The 24862-nt window shown below is 70.1% G+C and carries 18 protein-coding genes; 6 read left to right on the forward strand and 12 right to left on the reverse strand.

Annotated elements, in window-relative coordinates:
• Nucleotides 1-77 precede the first annotated feature (77 nt).
• Nucleotides 78-890, forward strand: a complete 813-nt coding sequence (locus JHN45_RS30705; RefSeq protein WP_201051874.1) for a PhzF family phenazine biosynthesis protein — start codon at nucleotides 78-80, stop codon at nucleotides 888-890.
• A gap of 28 nt (nucleotides 891-918) precedes the next feature.
• Here the strand turns inward: JHN45_RS30705 and JHN45_RS30710 are convergent, their stop codons facing one another.
• The gene (locus tag JHN45_RS30710; protein WP_201051876.1) at nucleotides 919-1719 is read right to left on the reverse strand and encodes a CPBP family intramembrane glutamic endopeptidase; all 801 of its coding nucleotides are present in this window, start codon (nucleotides 1717-1719) and stop codon (nucleotides 919-921) included.
• A 139-nt stretch (nucleotides 1720-1858) separates the two neighbouring features.
• Between JHN45_RS30710 and JHN45_RS30715 the strand changes: the two genes are divergently transcribed.
• Nucleotides 1859-3646: a substrate-binding and VWA domain-containing protein gene (locus JHN45_RS30715; protein ID WP_201051878.1), complete on the forward strand. Its 1788-nt coding sequence runs from the start codon at nucleotides 1859-1861 to the stop codon at nucleotides 3644-3646.
• Nucleotides 3647-3658: 12 nt separating this feature from the next.
• Here the strand turns inward: JHN45_RS30715 and JHN45_RS30720 are convergent, their stop codons facing one another.
• The gene (locus JHN45_RS30720) at nucleotides 3659-5176 is read right to left on the reverse strand and encodes a glutamate-cysteine ligase family protein (protein ID WP_200713601.1); all 1518 of its coding nucleotides are present in this window, start codon (nucleotides 5174-5176) and stop codon (nucleotides 3659-3661) included.
• Between the two features lie 520 nt (nucleotides 5177-5696).
• Here JHN45_RS30720 and JHN45_RS30725 point away from each other — a divergent pair.
• Both JHN45_RS30725 and JHN45_RS30730 read left to right on the forward strand, forming a co-directional pair.
• Complete coding sequence (locus JHN45_RS30725; RefSeq protein WP_019071091.1) at nucleotides 5697-6281, forward strand: hypothetical protein; 585 nt, start codon at nucleotides 5697-5699, stop codon at nucleotides 6279-6281.
• A 284-nt stretch (nucleotides 6282-6565) separates the two neighbouring features.
• Nucleotides 6566-6757 carry a DUF5999 family protein gene (locus JHN45_RS30730; RefSeq protein WP_026178910.1) on the forward strand — a complete coding sequence of 64 codons (192 nt, stop codon included), beginning with the start codon at nucleotides 6566-6568 and terminating at the stop codon, nucleotides 6755-6757.
• Between the two features lie 93 nt (nucleotides 6758-6850).
• Here JHN45_RS30730 and JHN45_RS30735 read toward each other — a convergent pair whose 3' ends face one another.
• The 9 genes from JHN45_RS30735 to JHN45_RS30775 all read right to left on the reverse strand — a co-directional run bounded on the left by JHN45_RS30735 (nucleotide 6851) and on the right by JHN45_RS30775 (nucleotide 19712).
• Complete coding sequence (locus JHN45_RS30735; protein ID WP_200713600.1) at nucleotides 6851-8311, reverse strand: glycoside hydrolase family 43 protein; 1461 nt, start codon at nucleotides 8309-8311, stop codon at nucleotides 6851-6853.
• 55 nt (nucleotides 8312-8366) lie between these two features.
• Nucleotides 8367-10907 (reverse strand): sensor histidine kinase KdpD, encoded by a 2541-nt coding sequence (locus JHN45_RS30740; RefSeq protein WP_201051881.1) that lies wholly within the window; start codon nucleotides 10905-10907, stop codon nucleotides 8367-8369.
• A 1-nt stretch (nucleotide 10908) separates the two neighbouring features.
• Nucleotides 10909-11592, reverse strand: a complete 684-nt coding sequence (locus tag JHN45_RS30745) for a response regulator (RefSeq protein WP_200713598.1) — start codon at nucleotides 11590-11592, stop codon at nucleotides 10909-10911.
• 100 nt (nucleotides 11593-11692) lie between these two features.
• Nucleotides 11693-12325, reverse strand: coding sequence for a potassium-transporting ATPase subunit C (locus JHN45_RS30750; RefSeq protein ID WP_201051882.1), 633 nt, complete (start codon nucleotides 12323-12325; stop codon nucleotides 11693-11695).
• A gap of 6 nt (nucleotides 12326-12331) precedes the next feature.
• Nucleotides 12332-14431 (reverse strand): potassium-transporting ATPase subunit KdpB, encoded by a 2100-nt coding sequence (kdpB, locus tag JHN45_RS30755; protein ID WP_201051901.1) that lies wholly within the window; start codon nucleotides 14429-14431, stop codon nucleotides 12332-12334.
• A 65-nt stretch (nucleotides 14432-14496) separates the two neighbouring features.
• Nucleotides 14497-16161, reverse strand: a complete 1665-nt coding sequence (kdpA, locus tag JHN45_RS30760; protein ID WP_200713596.1) for a potassium-transporting ATPase subunit KdpA — start codon at nucleotides 16159-16161, stop codon at nucleotides 14497-14499.
• Nucleotides 16162-16169: 8 nt separating this feature from the next.
• Entirely contained in the window at nucleotides 16170-16259 is a 90-nt protein-coding gene (gene kdpF / locus JHN45_RS30765) for a K(+)-transporting ATPase subunit F (protein ID WP_016434100.1), read from the reverse strand.
• A 97-nt stretch (nucleotides 16260-16356) separates the two neighbouring features.
• A complete protein-coding gene (locus JHN45_RS30770) occupies nucleotides 16357-16530 on the reverse strand; it encodes a hypothetical protein (RefSeq protein WP_200713606.1) in 174 nt (57 codons plus the stop codon).
• Between the two features lie 1340 nt (nucleotides 16531-17870).
• A complete protein-coding gene (locus JHN45_RS30775; RefSeq protein WP_201051885.1) occupies nucleotides 17871-19712 on the reverse strand; it encodes an APC family permease in 1842 nt (613 codons plus the stop codon).
• 256 nt (nucleotides 19713-19968) lie between these two features.
• Here JHN45_RS30775 and JHN45_RS30780 point away from each other — a divergent pair, with 256 nt between their 5' ends.
• The gene (locus JHN45_RS30780; protein ID WP_201051887.1) at nucleotides 19969-20469 is read left to right on the forward strand and encodes a hypothetical protein; all 501 of its coding nucleotides are present in this window, start codon (nucleotides 19969-19971) and stop codon (nucleotides 20467-20469) included.
• On the opposite strand, the gene JHN45_RS30785 is transcribed toward JHN45_RS30780, so the two are convergent.
• A complete protein-coding gene (locus JHN45_RS30785; protein ID WP_201051889.1) occupies nucleotides 20447-22960 on the reverse strand; it encodes an ATP-binding protein in 2514 nt (837 codons plus the stop codon). The two genes, JHN45_RS30780 and JHN45_RS30785, sit on opposite strands and share 23 nt — an antisense overlap.
• A gap of 183 nt (nucleotides 22961-23143) precedes the next feature.
• On the opposite strand from JHN45_RS30785, the gene JHN45_RS30790 reads away from it, so the two are divergent.
• A complete protein-coding gene (locus tag JHN45_RS30790; RefSeq protein WP_201051890.1) occupies nucleotides 23144-24718 on the forward strand; it encodes a Na+/H+ antiporter in 1575 nt (524 codons plus the stop codon).
• Nucleotides 24719-24862 lie beyond the last annotated feature (144 nt).

Here is a 24862-nt window from a genome sequence, read left to right on the forward strand (position 1 = left end):
ACCCCCGCCACCCAATCAGTCCACCACCCCCGAATTGGCCTTGGCCCAGCAGGCCGGCAACCCCCTAGCGTCACATCATGCGGATTCGAATCGTCGACGCGTTCACCGACCGTCCCTTCGCCGGCAATCCGGCCGGGGTCGTGCTTCTCGACGGCTTCCCGGAGGGCGACGGCTGGCTGCAGCAGGTCGCGATGGAGGTCAATCACGCCGAGACCGCGTTCGCGCACCGGCTGCCCGCGGGCGGGGCCGCCGACTGGGCACTGCGGTGGTTCACGCCGGCCACTGAGGTCGCGATGTGCGGCCACGCGACCCTCGCCACGGCCCATGTGCTGCACACCATCGGCGCCCACGAGGGCCCCGTGCGGTTCAGCACCCGCAGTGGTGTGCTCATCGCCACGCCGGCACCGGACGGGTCGATCACCCTCGACTTCCCGACCGCTCCGCTCACCGCCGTCGAGATCCCGGACGGTGTCACCGAGGCCCTGGGTGCCGAAGCGCTGACCGCCTTCGACACCGGGCCGAACATCCGCGACCTGGTCGTCGAACTCGCCGACGAGAAGACCGTCGTAGGACTGGCACCCGATCACAAGGCGCTCGCCGCCTATTCCGAGCGCGGGATCATCGCCACCGCCCGCGCCGAAGACCCCACGCGGGGCTACGACTTCGTGTCCCGCTGCTTCTTCCCGAACGTCGGTATCGACGAGGACCCGGTCACCGGCAGCGCGCACACGGCGCTGGCTCCGTACTGGTCCGAGCGGCTCGGGCGCACCACCCTCACCGGGCTTCAGGCTTCGCCCCGGTCCGGGCTCGTCCGTACCGAACTGCGCGGCGACCGGACCCTGTTGACCGGTCGCGCGGTCACCGTCATCGACGGCGAACTGCTCGCCTGAGCAGCAACAAGCTTGCCCCACAAGGGACTTACGCCGTCGGCAGCCAGCCCACCTTGCCCGCCAGCAGCGCGTAGCCGACGAACGCCCCGATGTCGAGCAGGGAATGCGCCACGACCAGGGGGCCCACGCGGCCCCAACGGCGGTACAGGTAGACGAAGACCACGCCCATCACCATGTTGCCGACGAAGCCGCCGACGCCCTGGTAGAGGTGGTAGCTACCGCGCAGTACGGAACTGGCCACCAGGGCGGTGCCAGGCGTCCAGCCCAACTGGCCGAGGCGGCGCAGGAGATAGCCCACCACGATCACTTCTTCGAGGATCGCATTCTGCATCGCGGAGAGGATCAGGACCGGGTACTTCCACCAGACGTCGGGCAGCGCCTCCGGCACCACCGTGAGGTTGAAGCCGAGACCCCGTGCGGCCAGGTAGAACGCGATGCCGGTGCTGCCGATCACCGCCGCGATCGCCGCGCCTCGACCCAGGTCGGGCCAGGGCCGGGTGCGGTCGAAGCCGATCGTGCGCAGGCTCTCGCCCTCCCTGAGCAGGAAGTGCGCGACGAGGGCGACGGGGACGAGGGCCGACGCGATACCGAAGAGCTGCCAGGCGAGATCCAGCCATGGACGGCCGGGCGCGGCTGAGGCGTTGAGGGTGGCCGCCTGGTCCTTGAGACCGCCCGGTTTCGTGACCGATCCGACAAAGCTGATCAGGGCGGACATTCCACTCGCACCGAGCGAAAGCCCCAGAACGAGCAGTGCCTCGGACCGGAGAATCCGCCGTGTGGGCCGCTCCAGCGGAAAAGTTTCGGCCACCTGCCCTGCCTCCACCTGCACACCTGCCTTCAGTTCGGAAATCCCGCCTCATGCCCATCTTCGCCCCGCTAGGGTCTCGAAAGAACTTACGAAGATCGTGCGCGACAGGCCGTTGGGGGAGACGGAGGCACGAGGTTCAACAGGGAGGGGCACCACCGTCATGGGACGTCACAGCTTGCCCGATCCGCAGCGGGCGGGCGGCAGCGACCCCCGCCCCCGCGCGCGGCGCCGCAAGGTGGCCCTCGCCACGGTGCTCGTACTGACCGTCGCCGGCGGTACCGCGGTCGCGGTGCAGAGCGGGCTCCTCTCCTTCGGTTCCTCCTGCCGCAAGGACGCGGTACGACTGAAACTGGCCGCCTCCCCCGACATGGCTCCCGCCCTGCGCGCGGCGGCCGGAAAAGCGCGCGACGAGAACATCACGTCCGACGGGCAGTGCCTGAACATCTCGGTGACCGCCCAGGAGTCGTACAAGTTCGCGGACACGCTCAGGTCGGGCAAGCACCCGGACGTACAAGTGTGGGTGCCCGACTCGGAGTTGTGGGTGAACCAGGTGACGTCGGCCGCCGACTCGGTCGCGACGGAGGCGACTCCCGCGGGCAACGTCGCCTCCACCCCGGTCGGCGTGGCGATGGTCCCGGCCGCCGCGAAGTCGCTGGGGTGGCCGCAGAAGACGTACACCTGGCTCGACCTGGCCGGTGCCACCCTCCAGGACGACTCGTTGCGGCTGGGCGCGGCCGATCCGGCGCGGAGCGCGACCGGACTGCTCGCGCTGACGCAGCTCAGTACGGCCGCCGCGAAGGTCAAGGGCGGTGACACGCAGGCGGCGGCGATGATGAAGACGCTGTCGCAGCGGATCTCGGACACCGACAGCCAGGTGCTGGACACGCTGCCGCGCGACTCCTCGGGCACCGAGCAGGGCAATCCGAAGCGCAACCAGGCGCTGGTGCTGAGCGAGCAGTCGGCGTTCGCGTACAACGCGTCGGCGGACGGCGGCGGGAGTCTCGACCTGTTCTATCCGAAGGACGGCTCTCCCCGGCTGGACTATCCGTACAACCTGGTGGACCGGGAGCGGCAGACGACGGACCAGAGCCGGGCCGCGATCCGGTTCATGACGTATCTGAGCCGGCCCGCGCAGCAGAAGCTGATGGAGAAGTACGGCTTCCGCACCGATGACCAGGACGCGCCGAAGGCGGTGGTCGCCAAGGCCGGGGGCAGCAGTCCCCAGCCGTACGCCGTGGCGCCCGCCGAGCCGGCCTCCGACGCGGCGCTCCAGGAGGCGCTGGGGACGTGGACGATCACGGTGCAGAGCGCACGGATCACCACCGTCGTGGACGCGTCGTCGTCGATGTCGGAGTCGGTGCCGGGGACCGGGCAGTCGCGGATGGACGTCACCAAGGCGTCGCTGCTGCAGGCGCTGGCCACGTTCACGCCCGAGGACGAGATCGGGCTGTGGGAGTTCTCCACGAAGCTCGACGGGAACAAGGACTACCGCGTGCTGGTGCCGACCGAGCGGCTCGGCGACCGCGTGGGCGGCGGCACCCAACGGGACCGGCTGTCGGCCGCGTTCGGGAGTCTGAAGCCGGTGCCGAACGGGGCGACGGGGCTCTACGACACCACGCTCGCCGCGTACAAGGCGGCCACGTCCTCTTATGCGGACGGGAAGTTCAACGCGCTGGTGATTCTGACCGACGGGGTCAACCAGGACCCGGGCAGCATCTCGCGCACCACGCTCCTCAAGGAGTTGCGCCAACTCGCCAGCCCTGAGCGGCCGGTGCCGCTGATCATGATCGCGGTGGGTCCCGAGGCCGACAAGGAGGAGGCCACACAGATCGCCGAGGCGACCGGCGGCTCGGGCCACGAGGTGAGCAACCCGGCCCAGATCCAGTCGGTGATCCTCCAGGCCGTCGTGGCGGCGGGCGCGGCGGGCGCCTCCGCCAACTCGGGCTGAGGCAACGGAGGTTCACCCCAGTGGCGCCGGTTCCGGGAGGCCCACCGGCCACGTATGCACCGGCTCTCCGAGGTGCATCAACTCGCTGTAGCGGCGGGTCGTCGCGGCGAAGGCGGCTTCCCTGGTCAGGCCCTGTTCGAGGGCGCGGTGGAAGGTGGCGGACTGCCAGGTCGCGCCGTTGGCCCGGCGTCGGCAGCGTTCGTCGATGACGCCCAAGTACAGGTCCCGGTCGGCCGGTTCGACTCCCCAGGCGTCCAGTCCGGCCTCGGCGAGCGGCAGCAGTTCGTCGCGTACGAGGGCCACCGCGTCGATCTCGGTGGTGCCGCCGAGCCGTCCGCGCCGGGGCCAGATTAGGCGGGCGTCGATGCCGTGGCGGCACGCGGTGTCGAAGTTGGCGGCGGCGGCCTCGAAAGGCAGCCGGGTCCACACCGGCCGCGACTCCTCGGCGAGGGCGCGGACGACGCCGTAGTAGAAGGCGGTGTTGGCCATGACGTCGGTGACGGTGGGTCCGGCCGGCAGGACGCGGTTCTCGACGCGGAGGTGCGGGACGCCGTCGGCGATGCCGTAGACCGGGCGGTTCCAGCGGTACACCGTGCCGTTGTGCAGGACGAGTTCGGCGAGGGTGGGGATGCCACCGGCGTCGAGGACGTCGAGGGGTTCCTCGTCGTCGTGGACCGGGAGCAGCGGCGGGAAGTAGCGGAGGTTCTCCTCGAAGAGGTCGTAGGCCGAGGTGACCCAGCGTTCGCCGAACCAGGTGCGGGGGCGGACGCCCTGGGCCTGGAGTTCGGGCGGGCGGGTGTCGGTGGCCTGCTGGAAGAGCGGCGGGCGGGACTCGGGCCACAGCTCACGGCCGAACAGGAAGGGCGAGTTGGCGCCGACGGCGACCTGGGCGGCGGCGACGGCCTGGGCCGCGTTCCACACGTCGGCGAAGCGGTCCGGGGTGACCTGGAGGTGCAACTGCACGGAGGTGCAGGCGGCTTCGGGCGCGATGGAGCCGGAGGTACAGGTGAGGTGCTCGACGCCGTCGATGTCGAGGACGAAATCCTCGCCCCGGGCGGCCACGATCTGATCGTTCAGCAGGGTGTAGCGGTCGACCGCGGAGAGGTTCGAGGAGACCAGGTCGTCCCGGTCGAGGGTCGGCAGAATGCCGATCATCACTATTCCGGCGTCGACCTCGCCCGCTTTCCGGTGGGCATATGCCAGTGACGTGCGGATCTCCTCGGCGAGCCGGTCGAATACCCGGCCCTCCAATCGATGTGGGGCAATGTTGACTTCCAGATTGAACATGGCGAGTTCTGTTTGGAAATCTCGGCTCGCGATGCGTTCGAGGACTTGCGCATTCAACATTTTCGGCATGCCGTCGGCGCCGGCGAGGTTGAGTTCGATCTCCAGCCCCATGAGGTTCCTGGGGCGGTCGAACCGCTTCTCGGCCAGCAGCCGCTCCAGTCCCGTCAGGCACCGCCGCAGCTTGGCGCGGTAGCGCTGGCGGTCGGCGAGCTCGAACGGCCCTGCCACGACCTTCTCCCCCATCGAAGCCCCACCTCCTCGTCCCGGGTAGGAAGGATGATGCCCAGACCTGGCGATCGATAACGTCCCGCGGCGGCCCGGCGCCCGCTACTCTGGTCCGAAGTGACCCGCGGCACATTCACGAGGCATGGGGCGATGCGCGGTTCCGCGCGCAATGCGGGCCTCGTGAAAAACGCCGACGAGAATTGGCCGACCGCATCGGTGACATATCCCGAGGTCATCGCCGTTTCCCCGGTTCGGAACCGGGATGATTCCCGCGAATCGCTGGCCGAATGGTCCCTTGTTGTTCATACGGGAAACGGTTAGACGAAACACCGTCTGAACACGTGTCGTATAAACTCCGCGAACAAGGCAGAAGGTTGGCGCCACAGTCCTGGAACCTGCCGTCGAGGTGACGTGCGGCAGGCCGCACCCATGTTCACAGCACCCCGGCCCCGCCTCTCTGACCCCGAGAGCTGACAGCGCCGTCCGCCCCCGTCCCGCCCTCGCGCCACCGTGCCTGTCGAATGAGAGGCGACCCACCATGCCGCTGCATGTCCCCCCGGCTCCCGCGCCCGCACTGCGCTCCGTTCTCACGGCACTCGGTTCCCCCACCGCCGTCCGCGAGGCCCGAACACCCTCACTGCGCGCGGCCCAGGGGCCCGCCACACCCGAACTCCCGTTGCCCGTCCACGTACTGGACCGCGTCACGCCGGAGGGGACGGCCGTCACCTCGCTGGCCGGGTGGCGTTTCCTGATCCGCTGCGGTGACCGCGCGGTCGCCGCCGCCGAGACGATGCTGACCCCCGACGGCTGGGCGTTCTCACACTTCTTCGAGGGCCCGTACATCGCCGCGACCGAGCGGGCGCTGCGCCAGGCCGAGAACATGAAGGGCGCCTACCAGCCGCGCCTGCTCTCCGTGCCCGGCCTCTACATGCTCACGCTGTGGCTGCACGGCGATCTCACCGCGGACGGCGCCGGCGGCCACCCCGCCGCGACCGATCTGCTGGTCCCACTGGCCCCGGCACCCCCCGGCATCGCGGCCCACCGTCCGCACCGGGTCGCCGAGTTGCTGCCGGTGCTGACTCATCGGGTGACTCCGGCGCCGCTACTCAGTTCACCCGCCTGACTTCTCTCCGCTGTCACTCCCGTACCCCGTCACCGAATTCCCGGTGGCGGGGTACGATCGCGTTTCCGATCCTCTTTATGCTCGTAACGCTCGTACGAGCAGGAAATAGCTCGTACGAGCCGGGAATTGGGATGAACCGTCCACGCGGGTGACGCGTCATCAACCTGTGAGAAGCGGTGCCGCTAAATCCCTGCGGATTGACGCCCGTGGGGCAACACTGGGTTCGGACCAACTCAACACCACGGGGGACGGACATGACCACAACAGAGCGAGAGATCCCACCAATGTGCAAGCACCAGCCACCGTGTCCCACAGCCGAATCAGCCGACCGGGAATCCGCCCGTCTCATGGCGAGCCATCCGGAACAGGGCTGGAGCCTGCTGTGCAACGGCGTTCTCCTGTTCGAGGACACCGGTGAGCTCCTGCCCGACGGCCAGATCATCGCCCCGCACCGCCAGGTGATGACGGCCGCCTGAGCATTTCAAGGACATGAGGGGCCGGCCGCACATATTTCGGTGCGCACCGGCCCCGACGCATATCCGGGGCTGATCACTCCCCGTAGTCGACCGCTATACGAGTGCCTCCCCGAGTGCCGAATACTCGAACCAGTCGAAGGCCGCCGTGCCCTCGCCGGCATACATGCCGATCACTCGCCCGGTGAAGCCCCCAGCGACCTGGGTGGAGAGATAGCGGCCGTCCAACTCGGCCAGTTCTACGGCTCCTTCGGGTCCCTCCACGGAAAAGGTGAGGGTGTCGGGGCCGCGCGTGCCGGTGTCGGCCGTGCCGATGTCGACAGCGAGGGTGACCGGGCCGGGCGGTACCGGCCGCTCCGCGACCCGCTGCCGTACCGGGCCGATCCGCGCGAACACGCTCACCACTCCCCCGGCGATCTCGATGTCGTAGTGATGGGCCTCGTCCATGCGGACGGAGAGACCGGCGCGGCCTGAGCCGGGGTCGATGCGGACCGCCGCCCGGCAGTCGGGGTGCTGCTGCCGGCGTCCGATAAAGGCGGGGCCGGCCTGCGCGTCGAGGGTCAGCCACCCCGGCCGCTCGGTCAACGACCAGCTGCCGTCCGGCCTGTTGCGCGGGGAGATCCAGGAGAAGGCGAGGGTCGGGGCGTCGAAGTCGTCGCGTACCGGCGGGAGTTGGAAGGGGTGCCAGGCCTCCGGCGCCGGGTGCTGTTCCCGCACCGGGCCGACCCGTGGCCAGCCGTCCACCCATTCCACCGGGGTGAGGAACGTCTCGCGGCCCAGCACGTGGAAGCCGGGGAACCAGCCCCGGGGCCGGGTGCCGAGCAGCACCATCCACCAGGTGCCGTCGGGGGCCGTGACCAGGTCGGCGTGGCCGGTGCTCTGGATGGGGAGGTCGGTGCTGCGGTGGGTCAGGACGGGGTTGGCGGGGGCCGGTTCGTAGGGTCCGCGCGGGGAGCGGGCGCGGGCGATCGAGACGCTGTGGCCGTGTGCGGTGCCGCCCTCGGCCAGCATCAGGTACCACCAGTCGCCGACGCGGTACAGGTGCGGGGCCTCCGGGTGCTGGAGTCCCGTGCCGGACCAGACGGGGAGCGGGCCCTCCAGGACCTTGCCGGTCGCCGGGTCGATGCGGGCCACCTTCACCCCGGCCACGGCACACCAGCAGTTCCCGTCCTCGTCCCAGGCCAGGTCCGGGTCGATACCCGGCACGTCGACGAGCACCGGGTCCGACCAGGGCCCCTCGGGCCGCTCGGCGGTGACGAGGAAGTTGCCCTTGCCGCCGACGTCGGTGGTGATGAGGTAGAAGCGGCCGTCGTGGTGGCGGAGGGTCGGGGCGTAGATGCCGGCCGAGGCGGGGGTGTCGTCCGGCAGGTCCAACTGGCTCGGCCGGTCAAGGGCGTTGCCGATCTGGCGCCAGTGCACCAGGTCCCGGCTGTGGAAGAGCGGGACGCCCGGGAAGTACTCGAAGCTGGAACACGCGAGGTAGTAGTCCTCGCCGACCCGGCACACGCTGGGGTCGGGATGGAACCCGCCGATGACCGGGTTGTCGTACGTCCGCATGCGACTCAGTCCCTCCGCCCGGCCCGCTCGAAAGTTTCGGGCCGATCACCGAACATTACGGAGCGGGACTGTAGGTGGGTCCTTCGACCGGGGCAAGAGCGGGGGCGAACTGGAGACTGAGCACCATGGTGAGGCCACCGCCCGGTGTGTCCTCGGCGCTGAGCGTGCCGCCGAGCGCCTCGGTGAAGCCGCGGGCGACGGCGAGGCCGAGGCCGACTCCGGCGCCGCGCGGGGCGTCGCCGTAGCGCTGGAAGGGTTCGAAGATGCGGTTCTTGGCCTCGTCGGGGACGCCCGGGCCGCGGTCGACCACGCGGATCTCGACGCGGTCGGCGATGGCACTCGCCTTGACCAGTACGGGAGTTGACTCCGGGCTGTACTTCACCGCGTTCTCGACGAGGTTGGCCACGGCCCGCTCAAGGAGCCCGGGATCGACGGCGACCATGGGCAACGTCTCCGGGATGTCCAGTTCGACGGTGTCCTCGGGGACTCCGCCCAGCGCCATCGGGACGACCTCGTCGAGGTCCACCTCGCGGATCATCGGGGTGACCGTGCCGGTCTGCAGCCGGGACATGTCGAGGAGGTTCCCGACCAGGTTGTCCAGGCGGTCGGCGCCGTCCTCGATGCCGGCCAGCAACTCCGCCCGGTCCTCGTCCGACCAGGCGATGTCCTCGGAACGGAGCGAGGTGACGGCCGCCTTGATGCCGGCGAGGGGCGTCCGCAGGTCGTGGCTCACGGCCGCGAGCAGGGCCGTACGGATGCGGTTGCCCTCGGCCAACGCGCGGGCCTGGTCGGCCTCTTCGCGCAGGCGTCTGCGGTCCAGTACGACGGCTGCCTGTGCCGCGAAGGCGGCGAGGACGCGGCGGTCCTCGGCCGGGAGCACCCGGCCGGAGAGCGCGAGGGCCATGTGGTCGCCGACCGGTACGTCCACGTCCGCGTCCTCGGGGCTCTGGCAGGGGCGCGGGCCCACGCTGCCCGCACAGGTCCAGGGCTCGACGTCGCTCGCCCGCTCCAGCAGGGCGGCCGACTCCATGCCGAAGGTCTCGCGGACCCGTTCCAGGAGCGCTTCGAGGCTGGTCTCGCCGCGCAGCACATTGCCCGCGAGGAAGGACAGGATCTCCGACTCGGCGCGCAGCCGGGCCGCCTGCTGGGTGCGCCGCGCGGCGAGATCCACCACCGAGGCCACGGACACCGCGACGGCGACGAAGATCGCGATGGCGACGATGTTCTTCGGGTCGGCGATGGTGAAGGTGTGCACGGGTGGGGTGAAGTACCAGTTCAGCAGCAGCGATCCGACCGCCGCCGAGGCCAGCGCGGGAAGGAGTCCGCCGAGCAGGGCCGCCGCCACGGTCAGGGCCAGGTACAGCAACATGTCGTTGGCCAGGCCGACTTCGGGCGCGACACCGCTCAGCAGCCAGGTCAGCAGCAGCGGGCCGCCGATACCGGCCAGCCAGCCCCAGACGATCCTGGCCCGTCCGAGCCGGGCGCCCCGGTTCACGGGCAGTCCGCGCCCCTTGCCCGCCTCGTCGTGGGTGATGAGGTGGACGTCGAGGTCGGGTCCCGAGTCCCGGGCGACCGTCGAGCCGACGCCGGGCCCGAAGACGTACTGCCAGCCCTTGCGGCGGGAGACGCCGAGGACGATCTGGGTGGCGTTGACCCCGCGCGCGAAGTCCAGCAGGGCCACCGGGATGTCCTCGCCCACGACTTGGTGGAAGGTGCCGCCCAAGTCCTCGACGAGTGTGCGCTGTTGGGCCAGCTCCTTCGGGGAGGCTGAGGTCAGGCCGTCACTGCGGGAGATGTAGAGCGCCAACACCTCACCGCCCGCGCCCTTTTCGGCGAGACGCGCGGCTCGGCGGATGAGCGTACGTCCCTCCGGGCCGCCGGTGAGGCCTACGACGATCCGCTCGCGTGAGCCCCAGATCGCCGAGACGCGGTGCTCGCTGCGGTACTCCTGGAGGTAGGCGTCGACCCGGTCGGCCAGCCACAGGAGCGCCAACTCCCGTAGCGCGGTGAGGTTTCCGGGGCGGAAGTAGTTCGACAGAGCCGCGTCGACCTTGTCCGGCTTGTAGATGTTGCCGTGGGCCATCCGGCGTCGCAGCGCGGGCGGTGACATGTCGACCAGCTCGATCTGGTCGGCGCGGCGGACGACTTCGTCCGGGACGGTCTCCTGTTGCCGTACGCCGGTGATGGACTCGACGATGTCGCCCAGGGATTCCAGGTGCTGGATGTTGACGGTCGAGATCACGTCGATGCCCGCCGCCAGCAGCTCCTCGATGTCCTGCCAGCGCTTGGTGTTGCGGGACCCGGGGATGTTGGTGTGCGGGAGCTCGTCGACGAGGGCCACCTCGGGGTGCCGGGCGAGCACCGCGTCGACGTCCATCTCGCTGAACGTCGTGTCCCGGTAGGCGAGTTCGCGGCGCGGGATCTCCTCCAGGCCGTGCAGCATCACCTCGGTGCGCGGCCGGTTGTGGTGCTCGACGAACGCGACCACGCAGTCGGTGCCCCGCTCGATTCGGCGGTGCGCCTCGGACAGCATCGCGTACGTCTTGCCGACGCCCGGTGCCGCGCCGAGGTAGATTCGGAGCTTGCCGCGTCCCATGTCATCCTTCGAAGCGGTAGCCCATGCCGGGCTCGGTGATCAGATAGCGGGGGCTCGACGGATCCCCCTCCAACTTCCTTCTCAACTGGGCCATGTAGACCCGGAGATAGTTGGTCTTGTTGCTCTGGGACACCCCCCACACCTCCTGCAGCAGGTACTTCTGCGTGACGAGGCGGCCCGGGTTGGTGATCAGGATCTCCAGCAGATGCCACTCGGTGGGGGTGAGCCGGATGTCGTGTCCGGCGCGAGTGACCTTCTTGGCGAGCAGGTCGATGGTGAAGTCGTCGGTGGTGACCACGGTGGTGGTCGGGGCGAGCGGCACGTCCTCGACGCGGCGGACGGCGGCCCGTAGCCGGGCCAGGAGTTCGTCCATGCTGAACGGCTTGGTGATGTAGTCGTCAGCGCCCGCGTCGAGGGCGGCGACCTTCTCGTCCGAGGCCTGCCGCGCCGACAGCACCAGGATCGGGACCCGGGTCCAGCCGCGCAGCGCCTTGATGACGTCGACGCCGTCCATGTCGGGCAGCCCGAGGTCGAGCATCACGACGTCCGGCTGCCGCATGGCCGCGAGCCGGAGCGCGGTGGCGCCGTCGGGGGCCGCGTCCACGCCGTACTGGCGGGCCTGCATGTTGATCACGAGGGCCCGTACGAGCTGCGGGTCGTCCTCCACCACCAGCACCCGTGTCATGGGGGTGTGCCTTTCGTGTGGTCCCTGGCATGGCGGCGGGAGTCGGCGGCACCGGGACCTCCCCCGGACCGCCGACTCCCCTGCCGGTCGCGTAACGCCATCAGCTCTTCGTCACAAGGGACTTGAGCGCGATGTTGAGTTCGAGGACGTTCACCGTGGGTTCGCCGATGAAGCCGAGGGTGCGGCCGTCGGTGTGGTCCTTGACCAGCCTCTCCACCTGGGTGACGGAGAGGTGGTTCCGCTCGGCGACCCGGTGGACCTGGAGTTCGGCGTAGGCCGGGGAGATGTCCGGGTCGAGGCCGGAACCGGAGGAGGTGACGGCGTCGGCCGGTACCTGGGAGGGCTTGACCTTGTAGTCGGCCGTGGAGTTGTTCTTCACGACCGCCGCCTTGGCGTCCTCCACCTGCTTGACGAGCACCTTGCTGTCGGCGGCGAGGTTGGTGGCACCGGAGAGGATCAGCTTGTACTGGGTGTTGACCGAGTTCGTGCCCAGTCCGTTGGCGGGGCGCCCCTGGAAGTAGTCCAGGCTGTAACCCTGTTGACCGATGAGCGAGGAACCGACGACCTTGCCCTCCGCCTTGATCTCCGAGCCGTTCGCCTTGTCGTTGAACAGCGCCTGGGCCACGCCCGTGACCGCCAGCGGGTAGATGACACCGGTCACCAGGGTCAGCACGAGGAGGGCACGCAGGGCCGCCCAGAGCAACCGGGCTGTGTTGGATACCGAGTTGTTCATAACTGGTCAGCCGATTCCGGGGATGAGGGAGATGAGGAGGTCGATGATCTTGATGCCGATGAAGGGCGCGATCAGGCCGCCGATGCCGTAGATCCCGAGGTTGCGGCGGAGCATCTTGTCCGCGCTGACCGGCCGGTACCGCACGCCCCGCAGGGAGAGCGGGACCAGCGCGATGATGACCAGCGCGTTGAAGATGACCGCGGAGAGGATCGCGGAGTCGGGCGAGGCCAGGTGCATGATGTTGAGCTTGTCCAGGCCCGGGTAGACCGCCGCGAACAGCGCCGGGATGATCGCGAAGTACTTCGCGACGTCGTTGGCGATGGAGAACGTCGTCAACGCGCCCCGGGTGATGAGGAGTTGCTTGCCGATCTCGACGATCTCGATGAGCTTGGTCGGGTTCGAGTCGAGGTCGACCATGTTGCCGGCCTCCTTCGCGGCCGACGTGCCCGTGTTCATCGCGACGCCCACGTCCGCCTGGGCCAGCGCGGGCGCGTCGTTCGTGCCGTCGCCGGTCATCGCGACCAGCTTGCCGCCGGCCTGCTCCCGCTTGATGAGCGCCATCTTGTCCTCGGGAGTGGCCTCCGCGAGGAAGTCGTCGACACCGGCCTCGTCCGCGATCGCCTTGGCGGTCAGCGGGTTGTCGCCGGTGATCATGACGGTCTTGATGCCCATGCGGCGCAGCTCGTCGAACCGCTCGCGCATACCGGCCTTGACGACGTCCTTGAGGTGGATGACGCCCAACACCCTTGCGCCGTCGGCGTCTTCGACCGCGACCAGCAGCGGGGTGCCGCCGGCCGCGGAGATCCGGTCGGTGAGCGCGCCGGCGTCCTCGGACACCTCGCCTCCCCGCTCCCGGACCCAGGCGACGACCGAACCGGCCGCGCCCTTACGGATCTTGCGCCCGTCCACGTCCACACCCGACATCCGGGTCTGAGCGGTGAAGGCGATCCACTCGGCGTGCGCCAACTCGCCCTGGCTGCGCTCGCGCAGGTCGTACTTCTCCTTCGCCAGAACGACGATGGAGCGGCCCTCGGGCGTCTCGTCGGCGAGCGAGGAAAGCTGGGCGGCGTCGGCGAGTTGGGCCGCGGTGGTGCCGGTCACCGGCACGAACTCGGAGGCCTGACGGTTGCCGAGGGTGATGGTGCCGGTCTTGTCGAGGAGGAGGGTCGAGACGTCGCCCGCGGCCTCAACCGCCCTGCCGGACATGGCCAGTACGTTCCGCTGCACCAGCCGGTCCATACCCGCGATGCCGATCGCGGAGAGCAGCGCGCCGATGGTCGTAGGGATGAGACAGACCAACAGGGCCACCAGCACGATCATCGTGAGGTGGGTGCCCGCGTAGTCCGCGAACGGCGGCAGCGTGGCACAGGCGAGCAGGAAGACGATGGTGAGGGACGCCAACAGGATGTTCAGCGCGATCTCGTTGGGCGTCTTCTGCCGGGCGGCGCCCTCGACCAGGGCGATCATCCGGTCGATGAAGGTCTCGCCGGGCTTCGTCGTGATCTTGATGACGATGCGGTCGGAGAGAACCTTCGTGCCACCGGTGACGGCCGAACGGTCGCCGCCCGACTCGCGGATGACGGGCGCGGACTCGCCGGTGATGGCCGACTCGTCGACACTCGCCACGCCTTCCACGACGTCACCGTCGCCGGGGATGATGTCGCCCGCCTCGCACACCACCAGGTCACCGATGCGGAGTTCGGTGCCGGGGACCTGCTCCTCGACGGAACCGTTCAGTCGCCTGGCCACCGTGTCGGTCTTGGCCTTGCGCAAGGTGTCGGCCTGCGCCTTGCCGCGGCCTTCGGCAACGGCCTCCGCGAGGTTGGCGAAGATGACGGTCAACCACAGCCAGGCGCTGATCGTCCAGCCGAACCAGTCGCCCGGATCCTTGAAGGAGAAGACCGTGGTCAGCACGGACCCGATCCACACCACGAACATCACGGGCGACTTGACCATCACCCGCGGGTCGAGCTTGCGGCAGGCGTCGGGCAGGGACCTGATCAGCTGCTTGGGGTCGAACAGGCCCGCGCCGACACGCCCCTCGGGGGACGCGTGACCGGTCGGCACATCGCTGTGCGGCGCCCTGGTCGGAGTGGCTGTGGACATCGAGTCCTCTTGGTTGTCTGTGTTCTCGGTGTTCTCTGTGTTCTCGGTGTTCTCTATACGGGTGCTCATGACGCCAGCCCCTCGGCCAGCGGGCCCAGCGCCAGCGCCGGGAAGTAGGTCAGACCGGTGATGATGAGAATCGCGCCCACCAACAGACCGGTGAACAAAGGCTTTTCGGTGCGCAGGGTGCCCGCGGTGACCGGCACCGGCTTCTGCTCGGCGAGCGAACCGGCCAGGGCCAGCACGAACACCATCGGCAGGAAGCGGCCGAGCAGCATCGCGAGTCCGGTCATGGTGTTGAACCAGTCGGTGTTCGCGTTCAGACCGGCGAAGGCCGAGCCGTTGTTGTTGGCGGCGGAGGTGAAGGCGTACAGCACTTCGGAAAAGCCGTGCGCGCCGGAGTTCAGCATCGAGTGCGGCGGGGTCGGCAGCGCCATGGAGGCGGCCGCGAAGATCAGCACCAGGGCCGGGGTGATCAGGATGTAGCAGGCCGCGAGCTTCATCTCGCGGGTGCCGATCTTCTTGCCCAGGTACTCGGGCGTACGGCCGACCATCAGCCCGGCGATGAACACCGCGATGACCGCCATGATCAGCATGCCGTAGAGGCCGGAGCCGGTACCACCGGGCGCGATCTCGCCCAACTGCATGCCCAGCATGGTGATTCCACCGCCGAGACCGGTGAACGAGGAGTGGAAGGAGTCCACCGCGCCCGTCGAGGTCAGCGTGGTCGACACCGCGAAGATCGAGGAGGCGCCGACGCCGATGCGCTGTTCCTTGCCCTCCATCGCACCGCCGGCGATCTGGAGCGCCGAGCCGTGGTGGGCGAACTCGGTCCACATCATCAGGGCGACGAAGCCGACCCAGATGGTGGCCATGGTGGCGAGGATCGCGTAGCCCTGCTTGATCGAGCCGACCATCACGCCGAAGGTGCGGGTCAGCGCGAACGGGATCACTAGCAGCAGGAAGATCTCGAAGAGGTTCGTGAACGGAGTCGGGTTCTCGAAGGGGTGGGCACTGTTGGCATTGAAGTAACCGCCACCATTCGTGCCGATCTCCTTGATGGCCTCCTGGGAGGCGACCGCGCCGCCGTTCCACTGCTGATGCCCGCCCATGAACTGCCCGACTTCATGGATGCCGGAGAAGTTCTGAATGGCACCGCAGGCGACGAGCACGATGGCCGCAACCACCGACAACGGCACCAGGATGCGGATCGTCCCGCGCACCAAGTCGGCCCAGAAGTTGCCGAGTTCACCGGTACGGGAGCGCGCGAAGCCCCGTACGAGAGCGACCGCGACGGCGATGCCGACGGCCGCGGAGACGAAGTTCTGCACGGCCAGACCGGCGGTCTGCACGACGTGACCCATGGTCTGCTCGCCGTAGTACGACTGCCAGTTGGTGTTCGTCACGAACGACACGGCCGTGTTGAACGACTGCGCCGGATTGACGGAGGAGAACCCCAGCGACCCGGGCAGGATGCCCTGGATCCGCTGCAGCAGATAGAGAAAGAAGACACCGACGGCCGAGAAGGCGAGCACTCCGCGCAGATACGCGGGCCAGCGCATCTCGGTGTTCGGGTCGGCACCGATGCCCTTGTAGATCCACTTCTCGACGCGCCAGTGCTTGTCGGAGGAGTAGACCTTGGCCATGTAGTTGCCGAGGGGGATGTAGGCGAGAGCCAGCGCGCCTATGAGAGCGAGCAGCTGGAGGACGCCTGCGAGTACAGGACCCATGTCGTGGCTCAGAACCTCTCCGGGAAGATCAGGGCGAGGACGAGATAGCCCAGCAGGGCGACGGCCACGACGAGGCCGACGATGTTCTCGGCGGTCACAGCGACACCCCCTGGCGCCCGTGGGTGAGGACGAGATGGCCCGGCAGGGCGGCGGACACAACGAAGCCGACGCCGCCGATGAATGCAGCCTCGGCGGTCACAGCTTCGTCACCCCCTTGGCGACGAGGGCCACCAGCGCGAAGACCGCGACCGTGGTGACGACGAAGGCCAGATCGGCCATCGTGAGCTCCTGGATTGAGGTTCGAATGGAACGGACGCTTAGAGGTAACCGCGCCCATGACCGGATTCGGCCGCCGTTGACGGGTCCCATACGGCGGCGCACACGCCTTTGACGGGACTCTTACGGCGGCACCGGGCTTCGGCTTGCGAGCGGGGCTCTACGGGGCTGCGGGGCAGGGGCTCGCGAGCGGTTTGGGGCGGCCCCGGTGCCGGGTCGCGGGGCGGCACGGCGACAGCACAGGCACCGGCCCACGAGCGGTTTCCGGCGACTGCGGTGCCGGGCTGCGGGCGGTTTCCGACGACTACTCTGCCGAGCTGCGGCCGGTTTCCGACGGCACCGACACCCCCTCGCGGGACGGCTCCAAGGCAGCACCCGCGCTGGCCCGCGAGCGGCTTCCGGCGACTGCGGTGCCGGACCGCGGGCGGTCTCCGACGACTGCTCTGCCGAGCTGCGGCCGGTTTCCGACGGCACGCACCAACACCCCCTCGCGGGACGGCTCCAAGGCAGCAGCCGCACTGGCCCGCGAGCGGCTTCCGGCGACTGCGGTGCCAGGCCGCAGGCGGTTTCCCACGGCACCGGCACCGGCGCGCGCGGCGGCTCTACCGCAGCGTCAGCACCGACCCGCGAGCGTTTTCGTCGGCACCTGTGCCGGACCGCAGGCGGTTGCACGGCAGCGCCGCTCTGGTCCGTAGTTGGATGCGCGGAGACATTGGGACCGGGCCACCGGCGGCTCTACGTCGGCGCCGACACCAATCCGCAGTGCGCTGTGCGCCAATGCCGACACCGCCCCGCAGCCGACTCCGGGCCAACACCCGCACCGACCCCGGGGCAGCTCCACGGCGACATCGGCACCAGGTCCCGGGCGACTCCCCGGCGGCAACGGCACCGGGTCTCGCGCGGCTCCACGACAACATCGGCACCGACCCGCGGTGCGTTTTACGCCGATGCCCGCGGCGACCCACGGGAGAGCTCCAAGCCAACACCCACACCTGCCCGCGGGACAGCTCTACGGCAGCGCCGACACCAACCCGTAAGCGGCTTTCGCCAGCCCCGGTACTGGGCCGCGCGCGGTTTCCGGCGGCGCCTGCGCCGGACCGTGGGGCGCTCCACGGCGACATCGGCACTGCCCCACAAGTGGTTGCACGCCGACACCGGCACCGGACCACAAGCAGTTGCACGCCGACACCGGCACCGGGCCCAGGGCCGCTCCACGGCGGCACCGACACCAGCCACGGTCGTTCTTGCGCCGCTCCCAGTGGCGGCCCACAGGCGGCCCCACGCCAACATCCGCACAGGCCCCCAGGCGCGGCCCCACGCCAACACCCGCACCGACCCGCAGACGGCTTCACGCCGACGCCTCGCGGGTGGGGCGGGGCGCGAGCGCCGCATCCCGGTCGCGGAAGTACGCGCGCCCGCACTCCGCCCCCGCGTCAGAACAACCGGAACCGCAGTCGGCAGATCACCGCGTCCGTGTCCCGTCGTACGGCATGGGCGACGACGGCCCCGCGCTGGTTCTGGAGCAGTCGCTGCCACAGCCGTACGGGCTCCACCTCGGCGATCAGGACGGTGACGCGGGTGTCCGGTTCCGTCGCTGAGACTTCCCGTACGTAGGCGGCGATCGGACGGCCCAGTGTGCGGCGTTCGCAGGTGAGGCGGACCAGGGGGACGCCGGGGTTCCACTCGGCCCAGGCGTGTTCGAGGGCGTGGAGGTGGGCGCGGTCCTCGGGGTCGGGGTAGCAGACGGTGACCGCGCGGACCTCGTCGCCGAGGGAGGCGGCGGCCGTCAGGGCCTCGGAGGTGAGCCGGGTCAGGGAGGAGACCGGCACGATCACCACCGAGCGGTCGCGGTGCGGCGGTTCCGGGATACGGCCCAGGCCGAGCCGTTCGCCGATGTGCGCGTAGGCGCGGTGCACGGTCTCGAAGGCGAGCACGAGCAGGGGCAGGGCGATCACGATCAGCCAAGCGCCCTCCTCGAACTTGGTCGCGGTGACGACGATCGCGGCAACGCCCGTGAGGAGCGCGCCGAAGCCGTTCAGCACGGCCTTCCCGCGCCAGCCGGGGCCCCGCTCGCCGCGCCAGTGCCGGACCATGCCGACCTGGGCGACGGTGAAGCCGACGAAGACACCTATCGCGAAGAGCGGCACGAGGGTGTTGGTGTCGCCGCCGGAGAACACCAGCAGGGCCGCCGAGACCGCGGCCAGCGCGAGCACTCCGTGTCGGTGCACCTGGCGGTCGGCCTTCAACGCGAAGACGTGCGGGAGGTAGTTGTCCCGTGCCAGCAGCTTCAGCAACACCGGCAGCCCGCCGAAGGACGTGTTCGCGGACAGGGCGAGCAGGATCATCGTCGCGAACTGGATGACGTAGAAAGCCCAGTTGTGGCCGAGGGAGGCGTCCGCGAGCTGGGCGAGGACGGTGACGCCCTGGACGGGCTGGAGGTGGAAGCGGGAGATGAGCACCGACAGGCCGATCAGCATCACGCCGAGCACCGCGCCGAGGGCGACCTCCGCGCGCTGGGCCCGCTTGACGCGGGGTGCGCGGAAGGAGGGCACGGCGTTGGCTATCGCCTCGACGCCGGTGAGGGCGCTGCAACCGGAGGCGAACGCTTTCAGCAACAGCAGCGTGCCGACGCTCGTCGCGTTGTCGGCGAGCGCGGAAGCGTGGCCGTCGGCGGTCGCCGTGCTCACCGGCGCGGACCGGAACAGGCCGACCGCGATGAGCACGAGGATGGAGCCGACGAAGACGACGGTCGGCACGACGAAGGCGCGCGCCGACTCGACGATCCCGCGCAGATTCACCCCCGTGACCAGCACCAGCACCGCGAGACACAGCCACAGCCGGTCGTCGTACAGGCGCGGGAAGGCCGAGGTCAGGGCCGCGACTCCGGCCGTCACGGCCACCGCCACGTTCAGTACGTAGTCCAGCACCAGCGAGGCCGCGGCCACCAGGCTCGTCCGCGCGCCGAGGTGGGTCTTCGCCACCGCGTAGGAGCCGCCGCCGTCCGGGAAGGCCGCGATGACCTGCCGGTAGGAGGCGACGAGGACCGCCAGCAGGGCGGCGATGGCGAGCGTCACCGGCAGCGTGAAGCCGAGCCCGTGCGCCCCGGCGGCGGCCAGCACGAGGACGATCGCCTCGGGGCCGTACGCCACGGACGCCATGGCGTCCAGGGAGAGGGCCGCGAACCCGGCGAGGGCGGTCAGCCGATGGCGCTCGCCGGTATCCGGGGGCTCCTCGTCGGCGGGCGTCTCGTCCGGCTGGACGGTGAGAACGGTCATGCTGGTGGCTCCTTCAAGGTACGGACGCGCGGGTGCGCTTCAGGTTCGGTCCCGTCACCGCGGGTTTCTCCTTCTCCTTGCGGCTTCTTCGCGCCGAACACGCGTTCTTTGACGGGAACTTGACGAGGGTGTGACCAGGGCAACTGCTCCCGCCCGCCGGCGAGTCCGCTGCCGGGGCGTCAAGAACCACCGGCGACCCGTCAGAGTCCCGTCAAGGTCCGCCTTCCGTACGCCGGGAATCTCTACGGTCGCCTCCATGGCACCGGTGGAGGACCGACGATGGGCACGCGATCTGCGCGGCACGTTCCGCTGCGCGGGCGCGCTCCTCGGACTCCTGCTGGCCGTCGACCACTTCAGCGGTCGGCTCACGCTCCGGCGCGCCGCACTCTGGTTCGCTGTGGCGCTGCTGCTCTTCGTGGTGCTGTATCCGGCGCGGGTCCGGGCCGGCGAGGGCTGGCTGTCCGCACGTGGGCTGCTGCGCGAGCGACGCGTCCGCACGGACCGGCTCGTGTCGGTGCGCTGTCTGGACGGGATCTCTCAACGGCTGTTGCTGCGGGACGAGTTCGGCGGCCGGGTCGAGATCGATCCCGATGTGCTGGTCAACAACCCTGACGTGTGGCACCGGTTGGCGGAGGACGCGCACAAGTCCCTTGTCTCCGGCTCGCTCACCTGCGGTGCGACCGCGCTGCGCCGGATCGCGGAACGTGTCGAGCGCGAGACCGCGGAGACCGTGTTCAGGGTGTCCGGTCTGGAGTGACCACAAGGCTCGGATCCGACTGGTTCGCCCCCTCGGCCAGCGGCAGGGACACGACCATCGTCAGTCCGCCGCCCGGTGTGTCCTCGGGGGTGAGCGTCCCGTTCATCGCCTCGGTGAGGCCGCGCGCGAGGGCGAGCCCCAGCCCGAGCCCAGTGGTGTTGTCCGTGTCACCGAGCCGCTGGAACGGTTCGAAGAGACGCTCGCGACCGGTGGTCGGAAGCCCGGGCCCCCGGTCCACGACCCGCAACTCCACCCGGCCGCCCAGCGCGCTCGCGGTGACCAGCACCCGGCGCCCGGGCGGGGTGTGCCGGGCCGCGTTGCCCGCCAGGTTGGCGATCACGCGTTCCAGCAGCGGCGGATCGACGAGCACCGGCGGGATCGACTCCACGTCCCGCAGGTCCACGTCGGGCACGTCCGCGAGGGCCATCGGCAGCACCTCCTCCAGGCTCGTGGCCCGGAGGTTGAGCGGGAGAACGCCCGCCTCCAAACGGCTCAAGTCGAGGAGGTTTTCCAGGAGTCGGTTGAGCTTGGCCATCGACTCGTCGGCGGTGGCGAGGAGTTCGTCCCGGTCCTCCGCCGAGAACTCCACGTCCCGCCCCCGCAACGAGGTGACGGCGGCCCACCCCGCCGCGAGCGGGGTCCGCAGATCATGCCCTACGGCCCGCAGCAGTGCCGTACGCAGTCGGTCGGCCGCCTTCACCGGCTCTATCTCGGCCGCCGCTTCGGCGAGTTGGGCTCGTTCGACGGCGGAGCCGACATGGGCGGCGAAGGCGGCCAGCACCCGGCGTTCAGAGGAGGACAGGGTGCGTCCGCGCAGCACGAGGAAGGCGCCGGGGCCGGCCGGGACGACGGTGACGCCCCCGCCGATCTCGTGGTCCGGCGGTTCGTCGACGAGTTCCGCCGAGTCGGTGCCGAAGGTCTCACGCGTGCGTTCCAGCAGGGCCGGGATCGTCTGGCCGCCGCGCACGATGCTGCCCGCGAGGGAGGACATCGTCTCTGCCTCGGCGGTGGCCCGCGCCGAGCGCCGGGACAGTCGGAGCGAACGGTCGACCACGGCGGCCACGGTCGCCGCCACGACCGTGAACACCCCCAGCGCCAGAAGGGCGTTGGGGTCGTCCAGCGTGAACTGCCCGATGGGCGGGATGAACCAGTAGTTGAGCAGCAGCGAGGCCGTCACCGACGCGATGACCGCCGAGGTGACACCGCCTATGCAGGCGACACCGACCACGGCGAGCAGGAACAGCAGGGCCTCGCTGGTGAGGTTGACCGTGCCGCGCACCTGCGCGAGGCAGACGGTCAGCAGCACCGGCAGTACAAGTCCCGCCACGGGACCGGCGATCAGCCGTGCCGTCGAGAGGGTACGACGCCGGGACGGGAGCAGGGTGCCGCGCCCGGCACGCTCGTGCGTGACCCGGTGCACGTCGATGTCCCCGGAGAGTTCCGTGACCGTCTCGCCCGTGCCGGGGCCGGTCAGGAACCGCTCCAACCGGCCCCGGCGGCTGGTGCCGAGGACGAGTTGGGTGGCGTTCTCGGTGCGGGCGAACTCGACCAGGGCGGTGGCGACGCCGTCGCCGACCACCGAGTGGTAGCTGCCGCCCAAGTCCTCGACGAGACGCCGCTGCCGGGCGAGCGAGGCATGGGACACCCCGGCGGCGAGTCCGTCGCTGCGGGCCACGTGTACGGCGAGCAGATCACCGCCCGCGGACCGGTCGGCGATGCGGGCGGCCCGCCGGATGAGCGTGTCGCCCTCGGGGCCGCCGGTCAGCGCCACGACCACCCGCTCCCTCGTCTCCCACACCCCGCCGATCGCGTGCTCGGCGCGGTAGGCGTGCAGCGCCTCGTCGACCCGGTCGGCGACCCACAGGAGCGCCAACTGCCGTAGTGCGGTGAGGTTTCCGGGCCGGAAGTAGTTGGCGAGGGCCGCGTCGATCTTCTCGGGCGTGTAGATGTTGCCGTGCGCCATGCGCCTCCGCAGTCCCTCGGGCGGCATGTCGATGAGTTCGATCTGCTGTGCTCGGCGTACGACGTCGTCGGGCACCGTCTCGTGCTGCGGGACCCCGGTGATCTTCTCGATGACGTCCTTGAGGGAGGCGAGATGCTGCACGTTGACGGCGGTGACGACGTCGATGCCGGCGGCGAGGAGTTCGTCGATGTCCTGCCAGCGCTTGGCGTTGCGGCCGCCGCCGGGGACGTTGCTGTGGGCGAACTCGTCGACGACGGCGACCTCGGGGCGGCGGACGAGGACCGCGCCGAGGTCCATCTCCTCGAAGTACCCGCCCCGGTAGGCGCATTGGGCCCGTGGCACGGTCTCCAGGCCGTCGAGCATCGCCTCGGTGAGCGGGCGGCCGTGGCACTCGGCGAAGCCCACCACCACGTCGGCGCCCCGGGCGGCCCGGCGCCGTGCCTCGTCGAGCATGCGGTAGGTCTTGCCGACGCCCGGGGCCACCCCGAGGTAGACCTTCAGTCGCCCGCGTCGTAGTACGTCGTTCATCACCTCCCAGAGAAGCGCCCGGCAGGTCTTCGGGCTGAAGTCTTGACGCGTCTCTGGCGCCGCCCGCGAGGACGTTGACACTGTCTTGACGGCGCCCGGCCGGGTTAGGGTGGCCGCGGTGTGCCGGGAAGTCTGGTCGGCGGGGAGTCCGCATGGGCTCGTCCAAGACCACAAGGGGACGGCATGCGCGGCGTCGGTACGGTTCTCGCTCTCGTGGTGCTTGCGACGCTGGTCGCCACCTTCGCCCGCCGGTGGCGGATCCCCGCACCCTCTCTCCTCGTGGTCGCCGGTCTCGCCGTGGCCCTGCTGCCGGGCACCCCTGCCATCGGGATCAGCCCGGACGTGATCGGTCTGGTGGTGCTGCCGCCGCTGCTCTACGCCAGTGCCGAGGATCTGTCGTGGCGCGAGCTCAAGGCCGTGTGGAAGCCGGTAGGAATCCTCGCGATCGGCCTGGTCCTCGCCTCCGCGGCGGCGGTGGGCTGGGTGGCGTCGACGGTGACCCCGCTGTCGTGGCAGATGGCGTTCGTGCTCGGCGCGGTCCTGGCCAGCACCGACCCGGTCGCCGTCACCGCGCTGGGCCGGCGGCTCGCGCTGCCGCCCCGGGTCCAGATGCTCGTGCAGGCGGAGTCCCTGTTCAACGACGCGACCTCGCTGGTCCTGTTCCGGGTCGCGGTGAGCGTCGCGGTGGCCTCGGCGGCGGCCAACTGGGGTGCCGCGGGCGGGGAGTTCATCGTCCTCGCGGGTGGCGGGACGATCATCGGAGCAGCCGTCGCCCACGCCGTGACACTGATCCGGCGGCACACCGAGGACCCGGTCCTGGAGACGGTGATCGCCCTGGTCACGCCGTACGCGGCCTACGTACTGGCGGAGGGGGCGCACACGTCGGGCGTGACCTCGGTCGTGGTCGCCGGGGTCGTCCTGGGCGGTCGCGGCGACCGGCTCACCAACGCCCGCATCCGGCTCCAACTGCACGCCGTCTACGGCACGTTGGTGTTCCTGCTGGAGAGCGTGGTGTTCTCGCTGATCGGACTGGCGCTGCCCACGCAGGTGCGGGCGCTGTCCGACGGCGACCGGGCCTGGCCGCTGTACGCGTTCGCGGTGGCGGGCACCCTGATCGCCGTACGACTGCTGTGGCTGGCGCCGTTGTCGGCGGTTGTGCAGCGCAAGTCGGGGACGCACAGGGTGAATTGGCGGGTGCCGATGGTGCTGACCTGGGCGGGCACCCGGGGTGTCCTTCCGCTGGCGGCTGCCCTGTCGATCCCGGAGGTCACCAGCAGCGGCGCCGCGCTGACCAACCGTCCGCTGGTCCTGGTCCTCACCACCTCGGTCGTGGTCGTCACCCTGGTCGTGCAGGGCTTCACCCTCGCGCCCGTCGTCCGCCGCTCCGGCATCGCGCTGGAACCCGACCACACGGAACGCGAAGAGGCCTCCGCCCGCTGCAGGTTGGCCGACGCGGGTATCCGCCGCCTAGATGAACTCGCCGAGCTGGAAGCCGTACCGGACGTCGTCCTCGACCGGCTCCGCCGGGGCCTCAACGCCCGCCTCGACGACGCCCGCGACCGCCTCGCCGAGCCCAACGGCCAAGCGGCGCACGCCGAATCGGCCGACCTGGTCTACCGCCAACTCCGCCGCGACCTGATCGCCGTAGAGGCCGTAGAACTCCAGCGTCTCTACGACGACCACGCCATCAGCGACACGACCCGCAGGCGGTTGCAGCGGTCGCTGGACCTGGAGGAGGCGAGGCTGGCGGACGTGTGACGCGGTCGTACGAGGGCGGGCGGTGGCTCTCCTCGGCATGCGCGCCCGGCCCGTCGTCACGCTCGGTGTCCACCGTCCGGTACGGCCCTTCCAACACCCCCCATACAGCCCAACGCGCCCCGAACCGCTCCCGGCCACCCCTTC

The sequence above is a fragment of the Streptomyces sp. MBT53 genome, from assembly GCF_016654115.1.
Classification (GTDB): domain Bacteria; phylum Actinomycetota; class Actinomycetes; order Streptomycetales; family Streptomycetaceae; genus Streptomyces.

Excerpts from the sequence above, each read along its gene's own strand:
- JHN45_RS30705 (WP_201051874.1), top strand. The coding sequence starts at position 78 with ATGCGGATTCGAATCGTCGACGCGTTCACCGACCGTCCCTTCGCCGGC.
- JHN45_RS30715 (WP_201051878.1), top strand. The coding sequence starts at position 1,859 with ATGGGACGTCACAGCTTGCCCGATCCGCAGCGGGCGGGCGGCAGCGAC.
- JHN45_RS30720 (WP_200713601.1), bottom strand. The coding sequence starts at position 5,176 with ATGGGGGAGAAGGTCGTGGCAGGGCCGTTCGAGCTCGCCGACCGCCAG.
- JHN45_RS30725 (WP_019071091.1), top strand. The coding sequence starts at position 5,697 with ATGCCGCTGCATGTCCCCCCGGCTCCCGCGCCCGCACTGCGCTCCGTT.
- JHN45_RS30730 (WP_026178910.1), top strand. The coding sequence starts at position 6,566 with ATGTGCAAGCACCAGCCACCGTGTCCCACAGCCGAATCAGCCGACCGG.
- JHN45_RS30735 (WP_200713600.1), bottom strand. The coding sequence starts at position 8,311 with ATGCGGACGTACGACAACCCGGTCATCGGCGGGTTCCATCCCGACCCC.
- JHN45_RS30740 (WP_201051881.1), bottom strand. The coding sequence starts at position 10,907 with ATGGGACGCGGCAAGCTCCGAATCTACCTCGGCGCGGCACCGGGCGTC.
- JHN45_RS30745 (WP_200713598.1), bottom strand. The coding sequence starts at position 11,592 with ATGACACGGGTGCTGGTGGTGGAGGACGACCCGCAGCTCGTACGGGCC.
- JHN45_RS30750 (WP_201051882.1), bottom strand. The coding sequence starts at position 12,325 with ATGAACAACTCGGTATCCAACACAGCCCGGTTGCTCTGGGCGGCCCTG.
- kdpB (WP_201051901.1), bottom strand. The coding sequence starts at position 14,431 with ATGTCCACAGCCACTCCGACCAGGGCGCCGCACAGCGATGTGCCGACC.
- kdpA (WP_200713596.1), bottom strand. The coding sequence starts at position 16,161 with ATGGGTCCTGTACTCGCAGGCGTCCTCCAGCTGCTCGCTCTCATAGGC.
- JHN45_RS30770 (WP_200713606.1), bottom strand. The coding sequence starts at position 16,530 with ATGGGACCCGTCAACGGCGGCCGAATCCGGTCATGGGCGCGGTTACCT.
- JHN45_RS30775 (WP_201051885.1), bottom strand. The coding sequence starts at position 19,712 with ATGACCGTTCTCACCGTCCAGCCGGACGAGACGCCCGCCGACGAGGAG.
- JHN45_RS30780 (WP_201051887.1), top strand. The coding sequence starts at position 19,969 with ATGGCACCGGTGGAGGACCGACGATGGGCACGCGATCTGCGCGGCACG.
- JHN45_RS30785 (WP_201051889.1), bottom strand. The coding sequence starts at position 22,960 with ATGAACGACGTACTACGACGCGGGCGACTGAAGGTCTACCTCGGGGTG.
- JHN45_RS30790 (WP_201051890.1), top strand. The coding sequence starts at position 23,144 with ATGCGCGGCGTCGGTACGGTTCTCGCTCTCGTGGTGCTTGCGACGCTG.